This window comes from Micromonospora globbae (genome assembly GCF_036184225.1).
In the GTDB taxonomy this organism is placed as follows: Bacteria; Actinomycetota; Actinomycetes; order Mycobacteriales; family Micromonosporaceae; genus Micromonospora; species Micromonospora globbae.
The window spans coordinates 3,568,528-3,586,874 of sequence record NZ_CP108084.1 but is presented as its reverse complement, the minus strand read 5'-3'; the positions used below and the strand labels follow the sequence as shown (position 1 = coordinate 3,586,874).

The 18,347-nt window shown below is 71.3% G+C and carries 13 protein-coding genes; 7 read left to right on the top strand and 6 right to left on the bottom strand.

Going from position 1 to position 18,347, the window contains the following annotated elements:
* Positions 1-14 precede the first annotated feature (14 nt).
* Together OG994_RS15815 and OG994_RS15810 are read right to left on the bottom strand one after the other, a co-directional pair.
* Positions 15-671 carry a response regulator transcription factor gene (locus OG994_RS15815; RefSeq protein ID WP_120329497.1) on the bottom strand — a complete coding sequence of 219 codons (657 nt, stop codon included), beginning with the start codon at positions 669-671 and terminating at the stop codon, positions 15-17.
* Positions 668-1,825, bottom strand: a complete 1,158-nt coding sequence (locus tag OG994_RS15810) for a sensor histidine kinase (RefSeq protein ID WP_328850159.1) — start codon at positions 1,823-1,825, stop codon at positions 668-670. The genes OG994_RS15815 and OG994_RS15810 overlap by 4 nt, the downstream gene beginning before the upstream one ends.
* Positions 1,826-1,911: 86 nt before the next feature.
* Here OG994_RS15810 and OG994_RS15805 point away from each other — a divergent pair, with 86 nt between their 5' ends.
* On the top strand, positions 1,912-3,399 hold the full coding sequence (locus OG994_RS15805; RefSeq protein WP_328850158.1) for a hypothetical protein: 1,488 nt from the start codon (positions 1,912-1,914) through the stop codon (positions 3,397-3,399).
* A gap of 69 nt (positions 3,400-3,468) precedes the next feature.
* Here OG994_RS15805 and OG994_RS15800 read toward each other — a convergent pair whose 3' ends face one another.
* The 4 genes from OG994_RS15800 to OG994_RS15785 all read right to left on the bottom strand — a co-directional run bounded on the left by OG994_RS15800 (position 3,469) and on the right by OG994_RS15785 (position 7,731).
* Positions 3,469-5,358 carry a CocE/NonD family hydrolase gene (locus OG994_RS15800; protein ID WP_328850157.1) on the bottom strand — a complete coding sequence of 630 codons (1,890 nt, stop codon included), beginning with the start codon at positions 5,356-5,358 and terminating at the stop codon, positions 3,469-3,471.
* 261 nt (positions 5,359-5,619) lie between these two features.
* Positions 5,620-6,006, bottom strand: a complete 387-nt coding sequence (locus OG994_RS15795) for an Imm1 family immunity protein (RefSeq protein WP_328850156.1) — start codon at positions 6,004-6,006, stop codon at positions 5,620-5,622.
* A 98-nt stretch (positions 6,007-6,104) separates the two neighbouring features.
* Positions 6,105-6,452 (bottom strand): DoxX family protein, encoded by a 348-nt coding sequence (locus tag OG994_RS15790; protein ID WP_120329502.1) that lies wholly within the window; start codon positions 6,450-6,452, stop codon positions 6,105-6,107.
* 244 nt (positions 6,453-6,696) lie between these two features.
* Complete coding sequence (locus tag OG994_RS15785) at positions 6,697-7,731, bottom strand: LacI family DNA-binding transcriptional regulator (RefSeq protein ID WP_328850155.1); 1,035 nt, start codon at positions 7,729-7,731, stop codon at positions 6,697-6,699.
* A 319-nt stretch (positions 7,732-8,050) separates the two neighbouring features.
* On the opposite strand from OG994_RS15785, the gene OG994_RS15780 reads away from it, so the two are divergent.
* The 6 genes from OG994_RS15780 (at position 8,051) to OG994_RS15755 (ending at position 18,297) form a co-directional block, all read left to right on the top strand.
* The gene (locus OG994_RS15780; protein WP_240033009.1) at positions 8,051-8,881 is read left to right on the top strand and encodes a carbohydrate ABC transporter permease; all 831 of its coding nucleotides are present in this window, start codon (positions 8,051-8,053) and stop codon (positions 8,879-8,881) included.
* A complete protein-coding gene (locus tag OG994_RS15775) occupies positions 8,878-9,699 on the top strand; it encodes a carbohydrate ABC transporter permease (RefSeq protein ID WP_120329504.1) in 822 nt (273 codons plus the stop codon). Before OG994_RS15780 ends, OG994_RS15775 begins: the two co-directional genes overlap by 4 nt.
* Entirely contained in the window at positions 9,696-12,389 is a 2,694-nt protein-coding gene (locus OG994_RS15770) for an alpha-L-rhamnosidase (RefSeq protein ID WP_328850154.1), read from the top strand. The genes OG994_RS15775 and OG994_RS15770 overlap by 4 nt, the downstream gene beginning before the upstream one ends.
* A 25-nt stretch (positions 12,390-12,414) precedes the next feature.
* Entirely contained in the window at positions 12,415-13,677 is a 1,263-nt protein-coding gene (locus OG994_RS15765; protein WP_120329506.1) for an ABC transporter substrate-binding protein, read from the top strand.
* A gap of 128 nt (positions 13,678-13,805) precedes the next feature.
* Complete coding sequence (locus OG994_RS15760) at positions 13,806-17,033, top strand: family 78 glycoside hydrolase catalytic domain (protein ID WP_328850153.1); 3,228 nt, start codon at positions 13,806-13,808, stop codon at positions 17,031-17,033.
* Between the two features lie 58 nt (positions 17,034-17,091).
* Positions 17,092-18,297: a glycoside hydrolase family 1 protein gene (locus OG994_RS15755; protein ID WP_120329508.1), complete on the top strand. Its 1,206-nt coding sequence runs from the start codon at positions 17,092-17,094 to the stop codon at positions 18,295-18,297.
* Positions 18,298-18,347 lie beyond the last annotated feature (50 nt).

The following is an 18,347-nucleotide window of genomic DNA, read 5'->3' as shown; positions in this document are numbered from 1 at the left end:
TAGGGGCACGCGGATCAGGCGATCCGGTAGCCCACTCCTGGCGTCGTGGCGATGACCGGTGGGTTGCCGAGTTTGCGGCGCAGCCGGCCGACCGTCACGGTCACGGTGTTGGTGAACGGGTCGGCGTTCTCGTCCCAGACCTGTTCGAGCAGCGTCTCGGTGCTCAGGAAGCCGGGGCTCGCCAGCAGCAGCGCTTCCAGCACGGCGAACTCCTTCACGGAGAGGTGCAGGTGCCGCCCGTCGCGAACCGCGGTCCGGCGTACCGGGTCCAACTCGATCCCGGCGACGCGCAGTGTCCGCGGGCGTGCGTCGGGCCTGCGGCGGGCCAGCGCACGGACGCGCAGGATCAGCTCCGGGAAATGGAAGGGCTTGGCCAGGTAGTCGTCCGCGCCCAGGGTCAGGCCGCTGACCCGATCCCCGGGTGCGCCGGCCGCGGTCAGCATCAGCACCATCGGCCGGTCCGGCCGCTCGCTGATCATCTGGCACAGTGTGTCGCCGTGGAGGCCGGGCAGGTCCCGGTCCAGCACCACCACGTCGTGCGCGGTGAGGTCGAGTTTGGCGGCGGCGGTCAGCCCGTCGTGGGCGAGGTCGACGGCCATCCCCTGGTCGCGCAGCCCCTCCGCGACGACCTCGGCCAGCGCGTGGTCGTCTTCGACGACGAGGATCCTCATGCCCGCACCGGCACCTTCGCGGCCGGGAGGGTGACCGACACACGCAGGCCGCCCTCCGGTCGGGCGAGCAGGGCGAGCCGGCCACCGTGCGCGGCCGCCACGGCCGCCACGATGGACAGGCCGAGGCCGGACGAACCGGTACGCTCGGCGCCGAGCCGCTCGAACGGCTGCGCCAGCCGGTCGACCTCCCGCTGGTCGAGGACGCGCCCGCCGGTCTCCACGATCAGCACGATCGCCTGCTCCTCGGTCGCGGACGCGGCCATCCGGATCCAACCTCCCTGCTCGTTGTGGGTCACGGCGTTGTCGACGAGGTTGCCCACCAACCGCCCCAGCAGCGCCTCGCTGCCCTGGACGTGTGTCGCCGACGGCACGACCGACGCCACGCGCAGCCCCTTCGCCCGCGCGTCGGCGGACCTCTCCCGCAGCGCCGCGCCGACGAGGTCGGCGAGGTCGACCACGGCCGTGTCGGCCAGCGCGCCGTGTTGCGCCCGGGCCAGCACGAGGAACCCGTCGAGCAGGTGGTCGACCCGGTCCAGTTGCGTACGGAGGCGGTCCGCGAGCGCCACCGTCGAGGCGTCCGGGTCCGGCTTGGCGACCGCGACGTCCAGCGACGCCCGCATCGTCGTGAGCGGCGTACGCAGTTCGTGCGAGGCGTTGGCCACGAAGCGGCGCTGTGCGACGAACGACGCCTCGAGCCGTTGGAGCAGTTCGTCGATGGTGTCGGCGAGGTCCTTCACCTCGTCGGCGGGCCCGGTGACGGCCAGCCGCCGGTGCAGGCTGTCGGCGGAGATGTCCCGCGTGGCCCTGGTGATGAGCCGCAACGGCCGCAGTACGCGCCGGGCCAGCACCCGGCCGAGCAGCAACGAGACGACCGCCATCACCGTCAGCGCCACCAGCGAGCCGACCAGCAGTTGCCGGGCCTGCTGGGCGTCCGCCCCGGCCAACTGCTCCTCCAACTGGCGGATGCGCTGCTGCGCCGCGTCGAGGTCGCCCACTGCGGAGGCCGGGGGATTGCGGGCCGGCACGGCGTTGCTCGTGCCGCCGCCGGAGAGCAGGAAGGCCAGGCCCAACAGCCCGACGCCGGAGGCGAGGAACACGACGGCGTACAAGATCGTGAACCGGGCCCCGACGGTCCCGCTGCGCAGCCTGAGCACCCCACCAGCATGCCCCGCACGACCTAACAACGGCGTGACAGCGCCTGTTCGGACGGTGTGACGGCCCGCTGCGTAGAACCGGCGGCATGTCGACCACCGAACTCCTGCGCCGGGCATGGACCGCGTTCCGCCGCCCGAGCCGCCTGATCGCCCTGGCCGCCGCGGCACTCGCCGTCATCGCGCTGGGCCTGTTGTCCGCCGCCGGCAACCGCTCGTCCTGCGCCGGCGCCTGCCCGGCCGTTCCCGTCGCCGACGACGGCTCCGTCGTCAGCGACAGATTCTGGTTCCTGCATCGCGACCTGGGCCGCGAAGGCAGCATCACCGTCCGGCTGACGTCGATGACCGGAACCATCACCTACCCACCACCGCACCACGACCGGATCGTGCCCGGGCTGGTGCCGTGGGCGAAGGCGGGGATCATCGTCAAGGACGGCCTGCGGCAGGGCTCGCGCTACGCGGCGCTCACGATGACCGGCGGCAACGGCGTGCGCTTCCAGTACGACTACACGCACGACGTCGCCGGGAGCCCCGGCCCCGTCACGGAGCAGTCCCCGCGCTGGCTGCGTCTGACCCGGTCGGGCGACACCATCACCGGTGCCGAGTCGGCCGACGGCACGCGGTGGCACACCGTCGCGACGGCGACGCTCGACGGGCTGCCGGACGTCGTGCAGGTCGGCCTCTTCGCCACCTCGCCCGGCGACCTCACGCTCCGCCCGGTCGGCCTCGGTGGCGCGGTCGAGGAGGTCCGGTTCACCCAGGCCGTCGGCGTCTTCGACAACGTCACCGTCGAGGGCGGCGCCGCCGGTGGATGGCACAGCGACCCGATCGGCCAGATGAACCAGACCGACTGGGAGAAGTACCACAACGCCTCGGGCGCCATCGAGAGGGACGGCGTCATCACGGTCAGCGGCACCGGCGACATCGGGCCGCTCAGCGAGGACGGCGCGCGCGGCGTCGGGACGACCCTGCCCGGCCTGGTCGTCGCGTTGACCGTCCTGCTCGTCGTCGCGGCCCGATACGGTACGCGCACGGCGCACGAGGGGCCCACCCGTCGGGTGGTCGTCGCGCGGGCCGCCGTCGTCGCCGGGTCCGCCTTCGTCACCGGTCTGGTCGCCGCCGGTGTCGTCGTCCCGGCGGGAATGGCGATCCTCGACCACAACGGCATCCCGGTGCAGCCGGTGCCGGCGCCGACCCTCGCTCGGGTGATCGTCGGCGTCGCGGTGGTGCTCGCGCTCTGTGCGGCCCTCGCGTACGGGCTCGGCGTGTGGCTGCGCCGTGGCGGGGCAGCGATGGCCGTCGGGCTGTCGCTGGTCGCCCTGCCGTACGCCGTCACCACGGTGCCGCTGCTGCCGGACGGGGTGGCCGAGTGGCTGCTGCGGCTGACCCCGGCCGCCGGCTTCGCCGTCCGACAGACGGCGGTGGAGTATCCACAGGTGACGGCGCACCACGCCCCGTCCGCCGGCTACTTCCCGCTGCCGTGGTGGGGCGGTCTCGGCGTGCTGTGCGCGTACACGGTGGTCGTGGCGTGGGTGGCACTGGGCCGCACGCGGGGCGCGGACACCGACTGGCGATAGCGGGACGGGCGCGGAAGAGTCACCCTCGCCCGAGGGTGACTCTTCCGCGTCGTTGCTGGTCGGCGGACGTCAGCGGTGCGGGATCCCGGCTCGGCGGGCGGCCTGCTGACCGCCGAGCACCGGCAGGGAGACGTGGCTGACCTTGGTGTCGACCGTGATGGTGGGCCGCGAGGCGAGCGTCGCCGCCGAGTAGCCGCGGTAGCTGCCGACGATGACGACGCCGATCCGGTTGCCGGCGGAGAAGACGTAGTCCTCCGGCAGCAGGGGAATGCTGATCTCGTACATCTGGCCGGGCGTCATCGGGTCGGGCGCCGCGATCGAGTCGCGGTTCTGCCCGTCGCGGATCCCCTTGGTCACCCGCCACTGGGTGACGTCGGTCGGCCGGTACGCGACGGGCCGGTAGCACCCGTCGTCGGACGGGCTCGACTCGCCGTAGCACTCCTCGGGCAACGTCGTCTGGACGACGCCGTCACCGGTCCGGTTGTTCTGCGTGCTCGGCCCGTACTCGACGAGGATCGCGCCGAAGTACGCCTCGTCGAGGCTCGACGACGCGACGAGGTCGACCACGGGAGTGCCGGAGATCCGCAGGTCCTCGGCCAGCGGCGGGGACAGGAAGGCCAGGCGGCTCCCGTTCGGCTGGTCGGGGTTGCTGATCATCGTGGCTTCGGTCTGGCTCGGGTTGTCGGTGAACGAGCGGGTCGTCGGAGCGGCCTTGGCCGGGGTGAGCGCGAGTTCGCCGGTGCTGCCGGCGCCCGGACGCAGCCAGACGTTGACGTTTCCCGTGCCGGGGATCGGCCAGTCCGCGTGCCGTTCCCAGACGCCGACGGACGGTTCCACGTCGACCTTCGGCTCGCCGGTGATGCCGTTGTCGACGCCCTGGAGCCAGTAGTCGAACCAGCGGTGCAGCGTGTCGACCCAGACGTCCCGGCGGAAGTCGAACGGCTCGACGTGCCCGACCCGGCCGATCCACAGCTTCCGGGGGACGTCGTACGTCTTCAGCGCCTCCCAGAACTTGCTGAAGTGATCCGCCCGGACGTTGTCGTCCTGGATGCCGTGCACGAGGAACACGCTCGCCTTGATCTTCGCGGCGTCGTCCAGGTAGTTCCGCTCGTGCCAGAACGGCGTGTAGTCGCCGTGCTCGTCGCCGTCGTCGGCCGCGATCTCGTTCCAGACCGGCGCGCACCGGGACTGACGGGCGGGGTCGTCCGCCGTGATGGTCCGGGCGAGCGACCCGAGGTAGTTGTTGCCACGCGTCACGATGCCGTTGGCGCGGGTGTAGTCGTAGTAGTTGTACGGACCGGCGATGGGAACCACCGTCGACAGGCCCTCGACGCCGGACACCGCCGCGGCCATCGCCAGGGACGCGTCGTACGACTTGCCGATCATCCCGGACCTGCCGTTGTGCCAGTCGACCACCACCGGATCGCCGTGCGAGTCGTGCGCGTCCCGGCGGCCGTTGAGCCAGTCGACGACGGCCGGTCCGGTGGCGTTCTCGTTCGCGCCCTGGATGGTCGGGCAGCCGGTGGAGCCGGCCGTGCCGACCATGTCGACGAGCGCGACGGCGTAGCCACGGGGGACGAAGTAGTTGTCGTAGAACAGCGGCCAGCGGTCGAGAAGGCCGTCACCGTCGACGTCCGCCTTGAGTTCGGACTCGTTGCCGCGCCCCAACGTCGTGTAGTACGGGCTGTTGTCGATGATGACGGGGACCTTAAGACCCCGCTCGGTGGCGGCCGGCCGGATGAGGTCGACACGGACGACGTCCTTGATGCCGTCCCGGTCGCTGTCCACGTCGGTGTCGACCCAGACCCGTTCGCGGATCGCGTCGGCGTATCCGAACACCGGCTGGGTGACTCCGTCCGCGACGGTGACCGTCGGCGTCTCGACCCGCTCGGCCGCGACTGCCGGCGCCGTCACGGCCAGCATCGCCAGCACCGTGCCGATCGGAATGATCGCCCTCATCGACCTCCCCCTCATCCGGCCCGCGGGCGACGCTCCCTCACGCGCCGGCGCGACCACCCCCGGACGCTACGAAAAGGCCGGTTGATCGTCATCCGGCAGATGCACGAACTCCGCGGCGCGCCGCATGGACATCTGCCGAGACGCCCGCACGCGTACGGGCTGCTCGTGCGCGACGTCCACCCGCAGGGGACGCCCGGCCGGGCCGGAGGCGTGGCAGCGGCACCGTCCGCCGGCCCGCGAACCGTGCCGCTGCCGTCGCGTCTAGGGTTTGACGACCCACTGGACGTTGGTGGGGCGTCCATCGGTTCGCAGGAACTCGTGGGCCGCCTGCCGGGCCTCGGCGTGGGTGACCTCGAAGGGCTCGATGCCGTCGGGAAGGGCGAACCGCGGGTCGTCGTACGCGTACTCGGCGTCGCCGACGACCTGGTTTCCCGGCGCACCCGGCGGCACCGGGCCCCACGCGAGGAGGATGTCGGTCTCGCTCTCCCAGTACAGGCCGGCCCGATCTCGCCAGAAGCTGATGTGCAGGGTCCGCCAGGCGGCGTCGCTGGCGAGAGTCACCTCCCCCGGTGGTTCGTCGCCGAGGATCGCGTCGAGTTCGGCGACGTGGGTCACCGTGGTGGCGGTGCCGTCGATCCAGACCTGCACGGTGACCTCACCTGTTCCTGGTCGTGGTCTCACACGGGATGAGCGAGCCTAGTGGCCGCACCGCCGCCGCGGGTGCCCGTCGGCCCGCCCGCGTCGCCTCAGCCGGGGAACCCGAGTGCGAGGGCGGCGACGACCGGCGCCAGGTACAGCAACGGGAACGGCACGTGGCCGTACGAACGGGCCCGGAGGACGGTGACGACGGCGCCGACGAAGTAGAGCACGAGGCCGACGGCGGCGAGCACGCCGACGACGGGCACGAACAGGCCCACGAGCAGGCCGACCGATCCGGCGGCCTTGGCGACCCCGAGCCACGGCCACCACGAGCGGGGCACCCCGTACTCGGCGAGGGGTCCGACGACCCACGTGGCGCGGAGGAAGACGGAGGCGGCGGAGAATCCGACCCAGAGCGCGGCGGCGATGGTGACGATGGTGGCGGTGGTCGACATGGTCCTGTGTCCTTTCGCGTGTCACTGACGACCCCAGGACGGACCACGACCGGCCCGCCGTGAACCGAGGTGACCCACGCCACAGCAGGTGGGGAGGCGGGGCCCGTGCGTAGGGCAGCGGTGGGCCTTCCCCCGGCCGGAGGCGCCGGAAGCGCGGAGTGCGAGTGATCCTGGCGGGCCGATCTCGTCCAGCGGGTTCGTGCCGGGCTCGGAGAACGTCGAGCCCGGGGCGGCGCGCGGACCGCTAGGCCGGTGGCGGGGCGGTCGTGCGGCGGACGACGAGGGTGGGGGAGAGCTTGACCTGCGCGGTGGGACGGCTGCGGTCGGCGATGCGGTCGAGCAGGAGCCGGGCCGCGTTGGCCCCGATCTCGTGACCGGCCTGGTCGACGCTGGTCAGCGAGATCGGCCGGAACGCGGCGAACGTGGTGTTGTCGTAGCCGGCGATGGATATGTCGGTGGGAACGCTCAGGCCGGCCTCGGCGATGGCGTCGAGGGCGCCCATGGCGACGATGTCGGCACCGGCGAAGATCGCGGTGGGCCGGACGGGGCGCGCGAGCAGTTGCTTCGCCCCAAGGTAACCGCCCTCCTGCGTGTAGGTCGTGGAGGCGATGTCGATCCCGTCGGCGAGGCCCCTGGCCCGCATGGCCCGCCGGTAACCCTCGGCGCGGATGGCGTTGGGCATCTCGGCGAGGCAGTCCGGCGTGCTCTCGTGGTGTTCGATGTGGGCGATGCGGCGGTGGCCGAGGTCGGCGAGGTGGTTCACGACCAGGGCGGCGCCGGTGAGGTCGTCGTCGGCCACGGTGTCGTAGGTGTGGGAGTGCCCGTGCCGGCCCACGACGACGGTGGGGACGAGGGCGGCGACCCGCTCGAGGTGAGCGCGCGCGGAGATGGGCGCTATCAGGATGAGGCCGTCCATGCCGCGGTCGATCATGGCGTGGATGACGCGAGCCTCGGCGTCCTCGCCGTTGCAGCCGGGGCCGAGCAGGACCTGGTACTCCGTGCCGGCGATACGGCCGGTGAGGCCGTCGAGGACCTCGGCGAAGAACGGGTTGCGGATGTCGGGCAGCATCACGCCGATGGTGTACGTCCGGCCCCGCAAGCCCCTGGCGGAGGCGTTGGGACGGTAACCGAGCTCGCTGATCGCCTGCCGCACCTTCGCCTGCATCTTCGGGCTCACGCCGTACGCGTTGCGCAGCACCTTCGACACCGCGGTGGTGGACACCTGAGCGTGCCGTGCGACGTCGACGATGGTGATGCGTCGGGAGGGCGCTTCGTCCACTCATAACCTCCAGCTCTGTGCAACGTTGCCCAGAGCGTAGACCCGGAATTAAACCGCGTCATCACCAGACCTCTTGACGACCCTTCGATGAACTTCTAGGGTCAGCCGAAACATTTGGGAAACGTTACCCACTCCGATATCTTCCCCCGACCAGGCTCCACCTTTCCTGCGGCGCTTCCTTGAAACGTTTCAAGAGTGGATTTCGCGGATGACTCTCACCCCCGCCCGTCTCACCCGGGCATCCACGCCGACCGTTGGCCGGTCGGCCGCCGGCCATGGGCGTGGCGGATCACCGTCCTGGTGGTTCGCGGCGCCGGCGATGCTGCTGTTCGCCTTCGTGGTCCTCGTGCCCAGCGCGCGAGGCGTGTACTACGCCTTCACCGACTGGGACGGACTGAGCCCCGACCTCTCGTTCGTCGGGCTCGACAACTTCGCTGGCATCGCCCGTGACCCGGACGCCGTCCAGGCGATCTGGCACACCGTGGTGATCGCGGTTTCGATCACGATCATCCAGAACGGGATCGGGCTGCTGCTCGCGCTCGGCGTGAACAGCCTGATCAAGTCCCGCACCGTGCTCCGGGTGTTCCTGTTCGCTCCGGCCGTGGTCACGCCGATCGTGACCGCGTACCTGTGGCGCAACCTGCTGGGCCCGGACGGCGCCGTCAACAGCCTGCTCGGCGCGGTCGGGCTCGGCCGGTGGGGGCAGGACTGGCTGGGCGACCCCCAGTTGGCGCTCTGGTCGATCGTGGCCGTGATCGTCTGGCAGTTCGCCGGCTACTCGATGGTGATCTTCCTGGCCGGGCTGCAGTCCGTGCCGAAGGAGCTGTACGAGGCCGCCGCCATCGACGGCAGCGGACCGGTACGGCGGTTCTGGTCGGTGATCAGGCCGCAACTGGCGCCCGCGATCACGATCAACCTGATGCTGTCGATCATCGGCGGGATCAAGCTGTTCGACCAGGTGTACGCGCTGACCGGCGGTGGTCCCGGGCACGCCACCGACACCATCTCGACGCTCATCTACAAGGACGCCTTCACCCTGGGCGAGTTCGGCTACAGCATCGCCCTCGCCGTGGTGCTGACGATCATCGTGGCCGTCGCGTCGACCGGGCAGTACCTGGTGCTGGCCCGCAACGAACGGGCAGCATCGTGAACCGCTACCGCTGGCGGACGTTCGGCCTGGAGCTGGCGATGATCGCCGCGGCCGTCGTGGTCGCCTTCCCGGTGTACGTGCTGGTGAACCTCGCCGTCCGGGCCCCGTCGGACACGTCCTCGCCGATCCGCCCCACGACGTCTCCGACCCTGGCCAACTTCAGCCAGGCGTGGCGTGAGGGCGGGCTGGGTGGCGCGCTCGTCAACAGCGCCCTGGTGACCAGCATCAGCGTCGTCGTCGTGCTGGCCGTCTCGTCGCTGGCGGCCTATCCGCTGGCCCGCGCCACCGCCCGCTGGTCCCGCGCCATGTTCCTGCTGATCATGCTGGGCCTGGTGCTCCCGTTCCAACTCGCCGCGCTGCCGCTCTACCAGACGATGAGGGACCTCGGCCTGCTCGGCACGGTCTGGGCGCTCGTCCTCTTCTACGCCGGTCTGCAGGTGCCCTTCACCACCTTCCTCTACACCGGATTCATCCGGGCGCTGCCCCACGACTTCGAGGACGCCGCCTTGATCGACGGCTGCCGCCCCTGGGACGCCTTCCGACACGTCGTCTTCCCGATGCTCCGGCCGGTCACGGTCACCGCGCTGGTCCTCAACGCGATCGCGGTGTGGAACGACTTCTTCACCCCACTGCTCTACCTCAGCGGCAGCGACCAGCAGACCATGCCGGTCGCGCTGGCCGGCTTCGTCGGCCAGTACGTCGCCGACTGGAACCTCATCTTCGCGGCGCTGGTGATCAGCATCGTGCCGATCCTGGTCCTCTACTTCGCGTTGCAGCGCAGCATCATCAACGGCTTCGCGGGAGGGCTGAAGGGATGAGACCGTACGGCCTGGAGGCGGAACAGCGACGCGAGCCGCTCGGTGTCGGGGAGCGGTGTCCGCGACTGTCCTGGAAACTCGAATCCGACCGGCGGGGTGCGGCGCAGAGCGCCTACCAGATCACGGCGGCCGAGCGGGCGGCGGACCTGGACGACCCCGACCGGCTCGTCTGGGACACCGGCCGCCGCTCGTCCGGGGACGGGCTGCTCGTGCCGTGGGACGGCCCGGCCCTACGGTCGGCCACCCGTTACCACTGGCGGGTGCGGGTCTGGGACGAGACGGGCGCCCAGGCGGGCGCCGCCCAGAGCTGGTTCGAGACCGGACTGTTGCACCGCGACGACTGGACGGCCGTGTGGATCGGGCGGGACCCGGCGCTGCTGCCGCACGTCGACCCACCGGCCGACGAGGATCTCCCCTCACCACCGCTGGCGTCACCACCGCTGTACCTGCGCCGGGAGTTCCACCTCGCGCGGCAGCCGGTGCGAGCCCGGCTGTACGCCACCGCACGCGGCGTCTACGAGCCGCGTCTCAACGGTGCCCGGGTCGGTGACGTCGAGATGGCGCCCGGCTGGACCGAGTACCACCGCCGGCTTCAGTACCAGACGTACGACGTCACCGACCTTCTCCGTCCCGGCGCCAACGTGGTCGCCGCCATCGTGGGGGACGGCTGGTGGTGCGGGTACGTCGGTTTCGACCCGCGGCGGCCCGCCCAGCACTACGGCGACCGGCCCGCCTTCCTCGCCCAGTTGGTGCTCGACTTCGCCGACGGCTCCCGCCAGGTGGTGGCCACGGACGGCAACTGGACCGAGCGCCCCGGCGCGATCCGCGCCGCCGACCTGCTCATGGGCGAGTACGTCGACCACCGCCAGCACGTGCCCGGGTGGGACCTCCCCGGTGTCGCCGGCTTCCGGCCGGTCGCGGTGCTCGACACCGCGCCGGGCCCGTTGGTCGCCGAACCGGACCACCCGATCCGCGTCACCCGCACCGTGGCACCCGTCGAGATCCGTCGGCGGGGCCCGGGCCGCTACGTCGTCGACTTCGGGCAGAACCTCGTCGGACGGGTACGGCTGACCGTACGGGCCGCCACGGCGGGACACCGGATCGTCCTGCGGCACGCGGAGATGCTCGCCGACGGGGAGCTGTACGTGGACAACCTGCGCCGGGCGAGGGCAACCGACGTGTACGTCACCGGCGGAGATCCCGTCGAGGTGTTCGAGCCCCGGTTCACGTACCACGGCTTCCGCTACCTGGAGGTGGCCGACCACCCGGGCGAGTTGCGCCTCTCCGACGTGGTCGCCCGGGTGCTGCACAACGACACGCCGTGGACGGGGTGGTTCGAGTGCTCCGACCCCGTGGTCAACCAGTTGCAGTCCAACATCGCGTGGGGGCAACGCGGCAACTTCGTGGCGGTACCCACCGACTGCCCGCAGCGTGACGAGCGGCTCGGCTGGCTGGCCGACGCGCAGATCTTCGCCCCGACCGCCGGCCGCAACGCGGACGTCTCCGCCTTCCTGGCCCGATGGCTCCGCGACGTGGTGGACGGACAGGACGCCGATGGCGCCTTCCGCGACGTGGCACCGGTCGTCACGCTCGGACGGGAGGCGGCGCCCGCCTGGGGCGATGCCGGAGTGATCATCCCCTGGTACCTGTGGCGCGTCTACGGCGACCGGCGCGTGCTCGAACGCGGCTTCGACGCGATGCGCGCCTGGGTCGACCACGTCCACCGGCACAACCCCGACCTGCGCTGGCGGAACCGCACCGGCAACTCCTACGGAGACTGGCTCCAGGTCGACGTCACCACGCGGCGCGACGTGCTGGCAACCGCGTACTTCGCCCACAGCACCCAGCTCGTCGCCCAGGCCGCCGAGGTGCTCGGCCGCCACGACGAGGCCGAGCAGCTCCGCGACCTGCACGCCCGGATCCGTGCGGCGTTCGTCGACTCGTACGTCGGCGACGACGGCACCGTCGAGGGTGGCACGCAGACGGCCTACCTGCTGGCACTCGCGTTCGGACTCCTGCCGCAGCGGCTCGTGCCGGCGGCCGTCGAGCATCTGGCCGCCGACATCGAGAAACGCGGCCACCGTCTGACCACCGGTTTCGTGGGCGTGGCCCTGCTGTGCCCGGTGCTGGCCGACCACGGCCGGGCCGACCTGGCGTACGCCCTCCTGCATCAGGACCGGTACCCCTCGTGGGGGTACTCCATTCGCCACGGCGCGACCACCATCTGGGAGCGCTGGGACGGATGGACCGAACACGCCGGCTTCCAGTCGCCGGCGATGAACTCGTTCAACCACTACAGCCTCGGCAGCGTCGGCGACTGGCTCTTCGGCCGAGTCGCCGGCATCGACCAGACACCGTCGTCGGTGGCCTACCGCGAACTCCTGCTTCGGCCCCTGCCCGGCGGCCGGCTCACCTGGGCCCGTGCCGAGCAGGAGACCGCCCGCGGACGGGTCGCCTGCGGATGGTCGATGTCCGACGGCCGGATCACCGTGACCGTCACGGTGCCGCCCGGCAGCACCGCCGTACTGCAGATCCCCACACCGGATCCGGGCAGCGTGTGCGAGAACGACGCACCCGCCGCCGGCCGGCCCGGGGTTCTCGGGGTCGAGCCGTTCGCCGCGGGGGTCAGCCTGCGGCTCACGTCCGGCCGCTACACCCTCACCGCCACGGCACCCGACGTGGTGCCCTGACCGGCTCCTCCACAGGGAGACACCCATGAACCGCACGAGACTCGCGGCCGTCCTGGCCGCGACGGTCATCATCGGCGCGATGACCGCCTGCAGCAGTGGCACCAACGCCGGTTCCGGCGGCGGGTCCGACGTCCTCACCCTCGCCTCGGTCGACCAGGGATCCGTCGAGGACGTCATCAAGGCATTCGAGGCGGCGAACCCCGGCGTCAAGGTCAACTTCACCACCAGCGGCGCGGACCAGTACCAGCAGCAGATCCGCACCCAGTTGGCCTCCGGCACCGCACCCGACGTGATGTCGGTCTGGCCCGGCAACGGCAACCCCGGCGCCACCTACGTGCTCGCCGAGCCCGGCTACCTGCTGGACCTGTCCGACCAGCCCTGGGCGGCCAGACTGCCCGACGCGGTCAAGAGCGTCGCCGGGTACGAGGGCAGGACGTACAACGCGATATTCGGGCTCAACGGCATCGGCGCGATCTACAACCAGGAGGCGATGCGGAAGGCCGGCCTCACCCCGCCGGGCACCTGGACCGAGCTGCTGACCTTCTGCCGTGCCGCCGCGGCCAAGGGCACCCCGGCCTTCGCGCTCGGCATCCAGGACAACTGGGTCACCCAGCTCGTCCTGTACGCGCTGGTGGCCACGACCGTCTACGGCACCGACCCGGACTTCGACACGAGGATGCAGGCCGGCCAGGCCACCTTCGCCGACTCCCCGTGGAGCACGGCCATGGCCAAGTACCAGGAGATGAACACGGCCGGTTGCTTCCAGAAGAACCCGCTCGGCACCAGCTACGAGGCCAGCCAGGAACTCGTCGCCACCGGCAGGACGCTCGGCATCGTCCAGGGGAACTGGGTGGTCGCGCTGCTGAAGGGCAAGAACCCGAGCGGAACGTTCGTCCTGAAACCGCTGCCCGCCACCGACGATCCGTCCACGTTCGTCATGCCCGCCGCGGCCGGTGCCGGCTACGGAGTGAACGCCAAGGCGAAGAACAAGGAGCTGGCGCTCAGGTTCATCACCTTCGTCATGTCGCCCGAGGGCATGAGGGTGTTCAACGCCAAGCAGGGCAGCCTGCCGTCCCTGCCCGACAGCGGCTCGACCGTCGACCCGGCCTTCGCCGACCTGACGACCTTCATCAACGACAACCGGACCGTGCCGTTCATGGACCAGCTGTGGCCCAACGCCAAGGTGCAGCAAACCATGCTCTCCGGCCTGCAGGAGATCTTCAGCGGCCAGTCCACGCCGCAGAAGGTGCTCGCGGCGATGGACGCCGACTACCGGGCGGGAACCTGACCGCTTCCCATCCCCGCGGACGGCACAGCGCCCGAATGCGCCGCCTCCGCCGGGCCCCCCGCGCCACCACACCACCACCACCACCACTGACGCCGGCGCACGAGCGCCGGCGGGGAAGGACGGCACCAGTGTCGAGACCGAGACGACGCGCGAGGGCGCTCACCGGAGTGGGCCTCTGCCTGGCCCTGATCGCGCCACAGGCGGTGACCGCCACACCGGCCTCCGCCCGGAGTGGCGGCGGAGCCGCGAACGTCCGGGTCGTCAACCTGCAGGTCGACGGCAGGTACGACGAACCCCTGGGCATCGACAACGCCAGCCCCACCCTCGGCTGGCAGATCGTCGAGACCCGGAAGGCGGCCTCGCACCCCTGCCACCGGCCGCGCGCCCGGGTGGCCTGCCCCGGTGACCGGCAGACCGGGTACCAGGTCCAGGCGGCCACCAGCGAGTCGAACCTCAAGCGCGGACGGCTGATCTGGGACTCCGGCAGGATCCCGTCCGATCTGCAGACGGGGGTCCGGTACGCCGGCAAGCCCCTCGCGTCACGCGAGCGGGTCGTCTGGCGCGTACGCGTCTGGGACGCCGACCGGCGTCCGTCCGACTGGAGCGGGCCGTCCTCCTGGGAGATGGGTCTGCTCGAGCAGGGCGACTGGGCGCCGGCCCGCTGGATCGAGTACCCGGGCCGCGCGGAGAACCAGCCCATGCCGATCTTCGCCCGCCAGTTCACCGTCGACCGCCGCAAGCAGGTCGGCTCCGCTCGCCTGTACCTCTCCGGCGTCGGCCTGCACAAGCCGACCCTCAACGGCCGGACGCTGACCGACGAGGTCCTCGCCCCGGGCAACTCCAACTACCAGTTGTCCAGCGAGTACCGCACCTACGACGTGACCCGGGATCTGCGCCGGGGCGCCAACACCCTCGGCGTCGAACTCGGCAACGGCCCCGCGTACGTGCGCCGCAGCGTCACCAACCCGGCCGTCGGCCGCACCGCCCCCTACTCCTGGTGGCAGAGCCAGCTCAAGGGCAGCGGCAGCCTCGCCGCGGACGCCGCGGCCGGCGCCACGACCGTGAAACTCACCAGCGTCGCCAACTACCACGTCGGCGGCACCATCAACATCGACACCGGCGACGGCGGCGACCGCCTCGAGTCCCGCACCATCACGGCGATCGGCACCGCCGGCCCCGACGGCACCGGCATCACCTTCACCCCGGCGCTGGCCGCGTCGCACGCCGCCGGCGCGCGGGTCACCGGCTCCGGCAACAACATCGCCGCGAGTGACGCGAGCGCTGGCGCCGCCGTCACGCCACGCCTGATCGCCCGGCTGGAGATCTCGTACGCGGGCGGAGGAACCGACGTCATCGTCTCCGACCGCAGTTGGCGCACCGCGCTGGGACCGCTCGTCACCGACGCCTGGTACTCCGGCGCCGACTACGACGCCCGCCGGGAGCAGCCCGGCTGGAACGCTCCCGGCGCCGACCTGTCGGCCACCGCCACGCGCCGCGACGGCACCCCCACCGGCTGGACGAACGCGGGCATCGCCCCGCCACCGAACCTGGCCACGAAGCTCGTCGCCCGCGCGGCCGAGCCCGTCAGGATCGTGGAGACGTTCACTCCGGTCTCCGTGACCAACCCCGCACCCGGCACCTGGGTGTTCGACTTCGGACAGAACATCGTCGGATGGCCGGAACTGCGCCTGCAGGACACCGTGCCGGCGGGCACGACGATCCGCATGTCACCGGCCGAGTCGCTCGCCGCCGACGGCACCGTCGACCAGGCCTCGCTCATGGGCGGTGGCGGCAGCCGCGGCCGGGACCTGTTCAACACCTACACCACCGCCGGTCTCCCCGGCGGGGAGACCTGGCACCCGGACTTCAACTACTTCGGCATGCAGTGGGTGCAGGTCACGGGCCTGCCCGAGGGGTATGTCCCCACGAAGGACACCGTCCGGGGACTGCGCCTGCAGGCGGCCACACCCCTGGCCGGCGAGGTGACGACCTCCAACGCCCGGGTCAACCGCATCCACACGATGTCCCGCTACTCGTTCATGAGCAACATCATGTCGGTCTTCACCGACTGCCCCGGCCGGGAGAAGCTCTCGTATCCCGCCGACTACACCATGCCCATGGGCGCCATCCACCGCAACGAACAGCTCGCCGCGTACCTTCGCACGACCATGCACCACCTGGTCGAAGGTCAGTCCGTGGCCGACACGCCGATGTTCGGCAACGTCGCCCTGAAGACGCCCGTGTACGACTGGGGCTACAGCGGACGTTTCGGCGACGAGATCAACTGGGGCAACGCCATCATCCTCGTGCCGGCGATGCTCTACGAGCTCTACGGCGACACCCAGACGATGGCTCGCTACTACGACCACATGGTGGCCTTCGCCGACTACATCCAGCGGGAGAAGGTCGGTGAGGGTGCCGACGCGCACATCGTCGACGCCGCACTCGCCGACTGGGTGTCGGCGGACCAGACCTCCGGCCGGATCACCGGCACCTGGGGCTACTACGTCATGATCAGCAAGCTCGCCATGATGGCCGAGCTGACCGGCCACCGGGCCGACGCGGAGAAGTACCGGACGCTGGCGGCCGACATCAGGACGGCCTTCAACGCGCACTTCTACAACACCCAGCTGCGCCGGTACACGGCGGAGGGCAACGCCGGCGCCGCGGGCGCCACCCAGACCGCCCAGGCCCTCGCACTCGACGCCGGGCTCGTCCCCGACAGCGAGCGCGGCGCCGTCCTCGACGCCCTCGTCGAGCTGGTCTACGCGTTCCATCCCAACGGCGACGGCCCCCACTTCAGTGGCGGGACCATCGGGATGGCACCCACCGTCCGGGCCCTCGCCGCGGGCGGCCGCGACGACGTGCTGTGGGACCTGCTGCAGGAGGACGACCAGCCCAGCTACGGCTACTTCATGGCGTCCACCACCGCCAACCCGGGCGGCATGACCACGATCGGGGAGCGGTGGAACCGTGGGGACTCCAAGAACCACATGATCCTCGCCCAGATCGAGGAGTGGTTCCACAGCGGGCTCGCCGGCATCCGGGCGGCCGACGGCAGCATCGCCTACCGCGAGTTGGTCATCCAGCCGAAGGTCGTCGGTGACCTGACCTCCGTCAAGGGCAGCTACCAGACGCCCGCGGGGCTGGCCCGCTCCGAGTGGTCGCGGACCGACGGCCGCTTCCGGCTCTCGGTCACCGTGCCCACGAACACCACGGCGTCCGTCTGGGTCCCGTTGCAGGGCGGACGGCCACTGGGGACGCCCGACCGGGCGGACTTCGTCCGGATCGACGGTGACTACGCCGTCTACCGCGTCGGGTCCGGGTCGTACACCTTCACCACCACGTCACGGTAGGCGTGTGGGGGCCCGGCGTCCGTCCGGACGCCGGGCCCCAGCGACCGAGGGAGGCAGCGTGCAGGTCGACTTTCCGCCCGGCTTCCTGTGGGGCAGTGCCACCTCGGCGCACCAGGTCGAGGGAGGGAACGTCAACAACGACTGGTGGGACTTCGAGCACCGTCCGGGCACCGCCGCCCGCTGGTCGTCGGGCGACGGCATCGAGCACTATCACCGCTATGCGGAGGACTTCGCCCTGCTCAGGTCGCTCGGTCACAACGCGCACCGGCTGTCGCTCGAATGGTCCCGGATCGAACCGGCGCCCGGCGAGTTCAGCCGGGCCGCGACGGCGCACTACCGGCGGGTGCTGACCGCGCTCGCCGAGACCGGCATGACCGCCTTCGTGACCCTCCACCACTTCACCCTGCCCCGATGGTTCGCGGCGGCCGGCGGATGGCTCGCCCCCGACGCCCTCACCGTGTTCGCCCGCTACTGCCGGTACGTGGCCGTGGAACTGGGGGAGCTCATGCCCTACGTGTGCACCGTCAACGAGCCGCAGATGGTCGCTCTGCACGGCTACCTGGAGGGCTGCCATCCGCCCGGCGTCGCCAGCGAGGCTCTCTGGAAACGGGTCGGCCGGCGGCTCCTGGAGGCCCACTTCGCGGCCGTGCGCGCCGTACGCGGCGCGTCACGGCGGTCGCTCGTCGGCCTCGCTGTGCAACTCCCGCTGCTCGTGCCGGCGCTCGACGACGAGGAGTGCCGCGCGTTGCGACGCCTCATGCGACACGAGATCGTCGACCTCCACCTCGACGGACTCACCGGCCCCGACCGCGGTGACTTCCTCGGCGTCCAGTACTACCGGAAACAGTGGGTGGACCCGAGATCGCCCACGCGGTTCGCCGAGCCGCCCGCCGGATGTCGTACGACCCAGATGGGCTGGGCCGTGCATCCCGACGGCCTCCGGCAGATGCTGCACCGCGCCGCCGAGACCCGCCTTCCCCTGTTCGTCACCGAGAACGGCATCGCCACCGAGGACGACACCGAACGGATCGACTATCTGCTCACCCACCTCGCCGCCGTCGCCCAGGCGCTGGCGGAGGGGATCGACGTGCGCGGCTACCTGCACTGGTCGGCGTTCGACAACTTCGAGTGGAGCGAGGGCTACCGCCCCCGGTTCGGGCTCATCGCGGTCGACCGCGACGCCGGCTTCGCGAGACACCCGAAGCCGAGCGCGTACGTCTTCGCGAAGGTGGCCGAGACGGGGCGGCTGCCGCAGCCGGGTTGATCCGGCGTGGCTGCCGTGCCGTCGACCGACCGCCGGCGGTGAGATCGTTC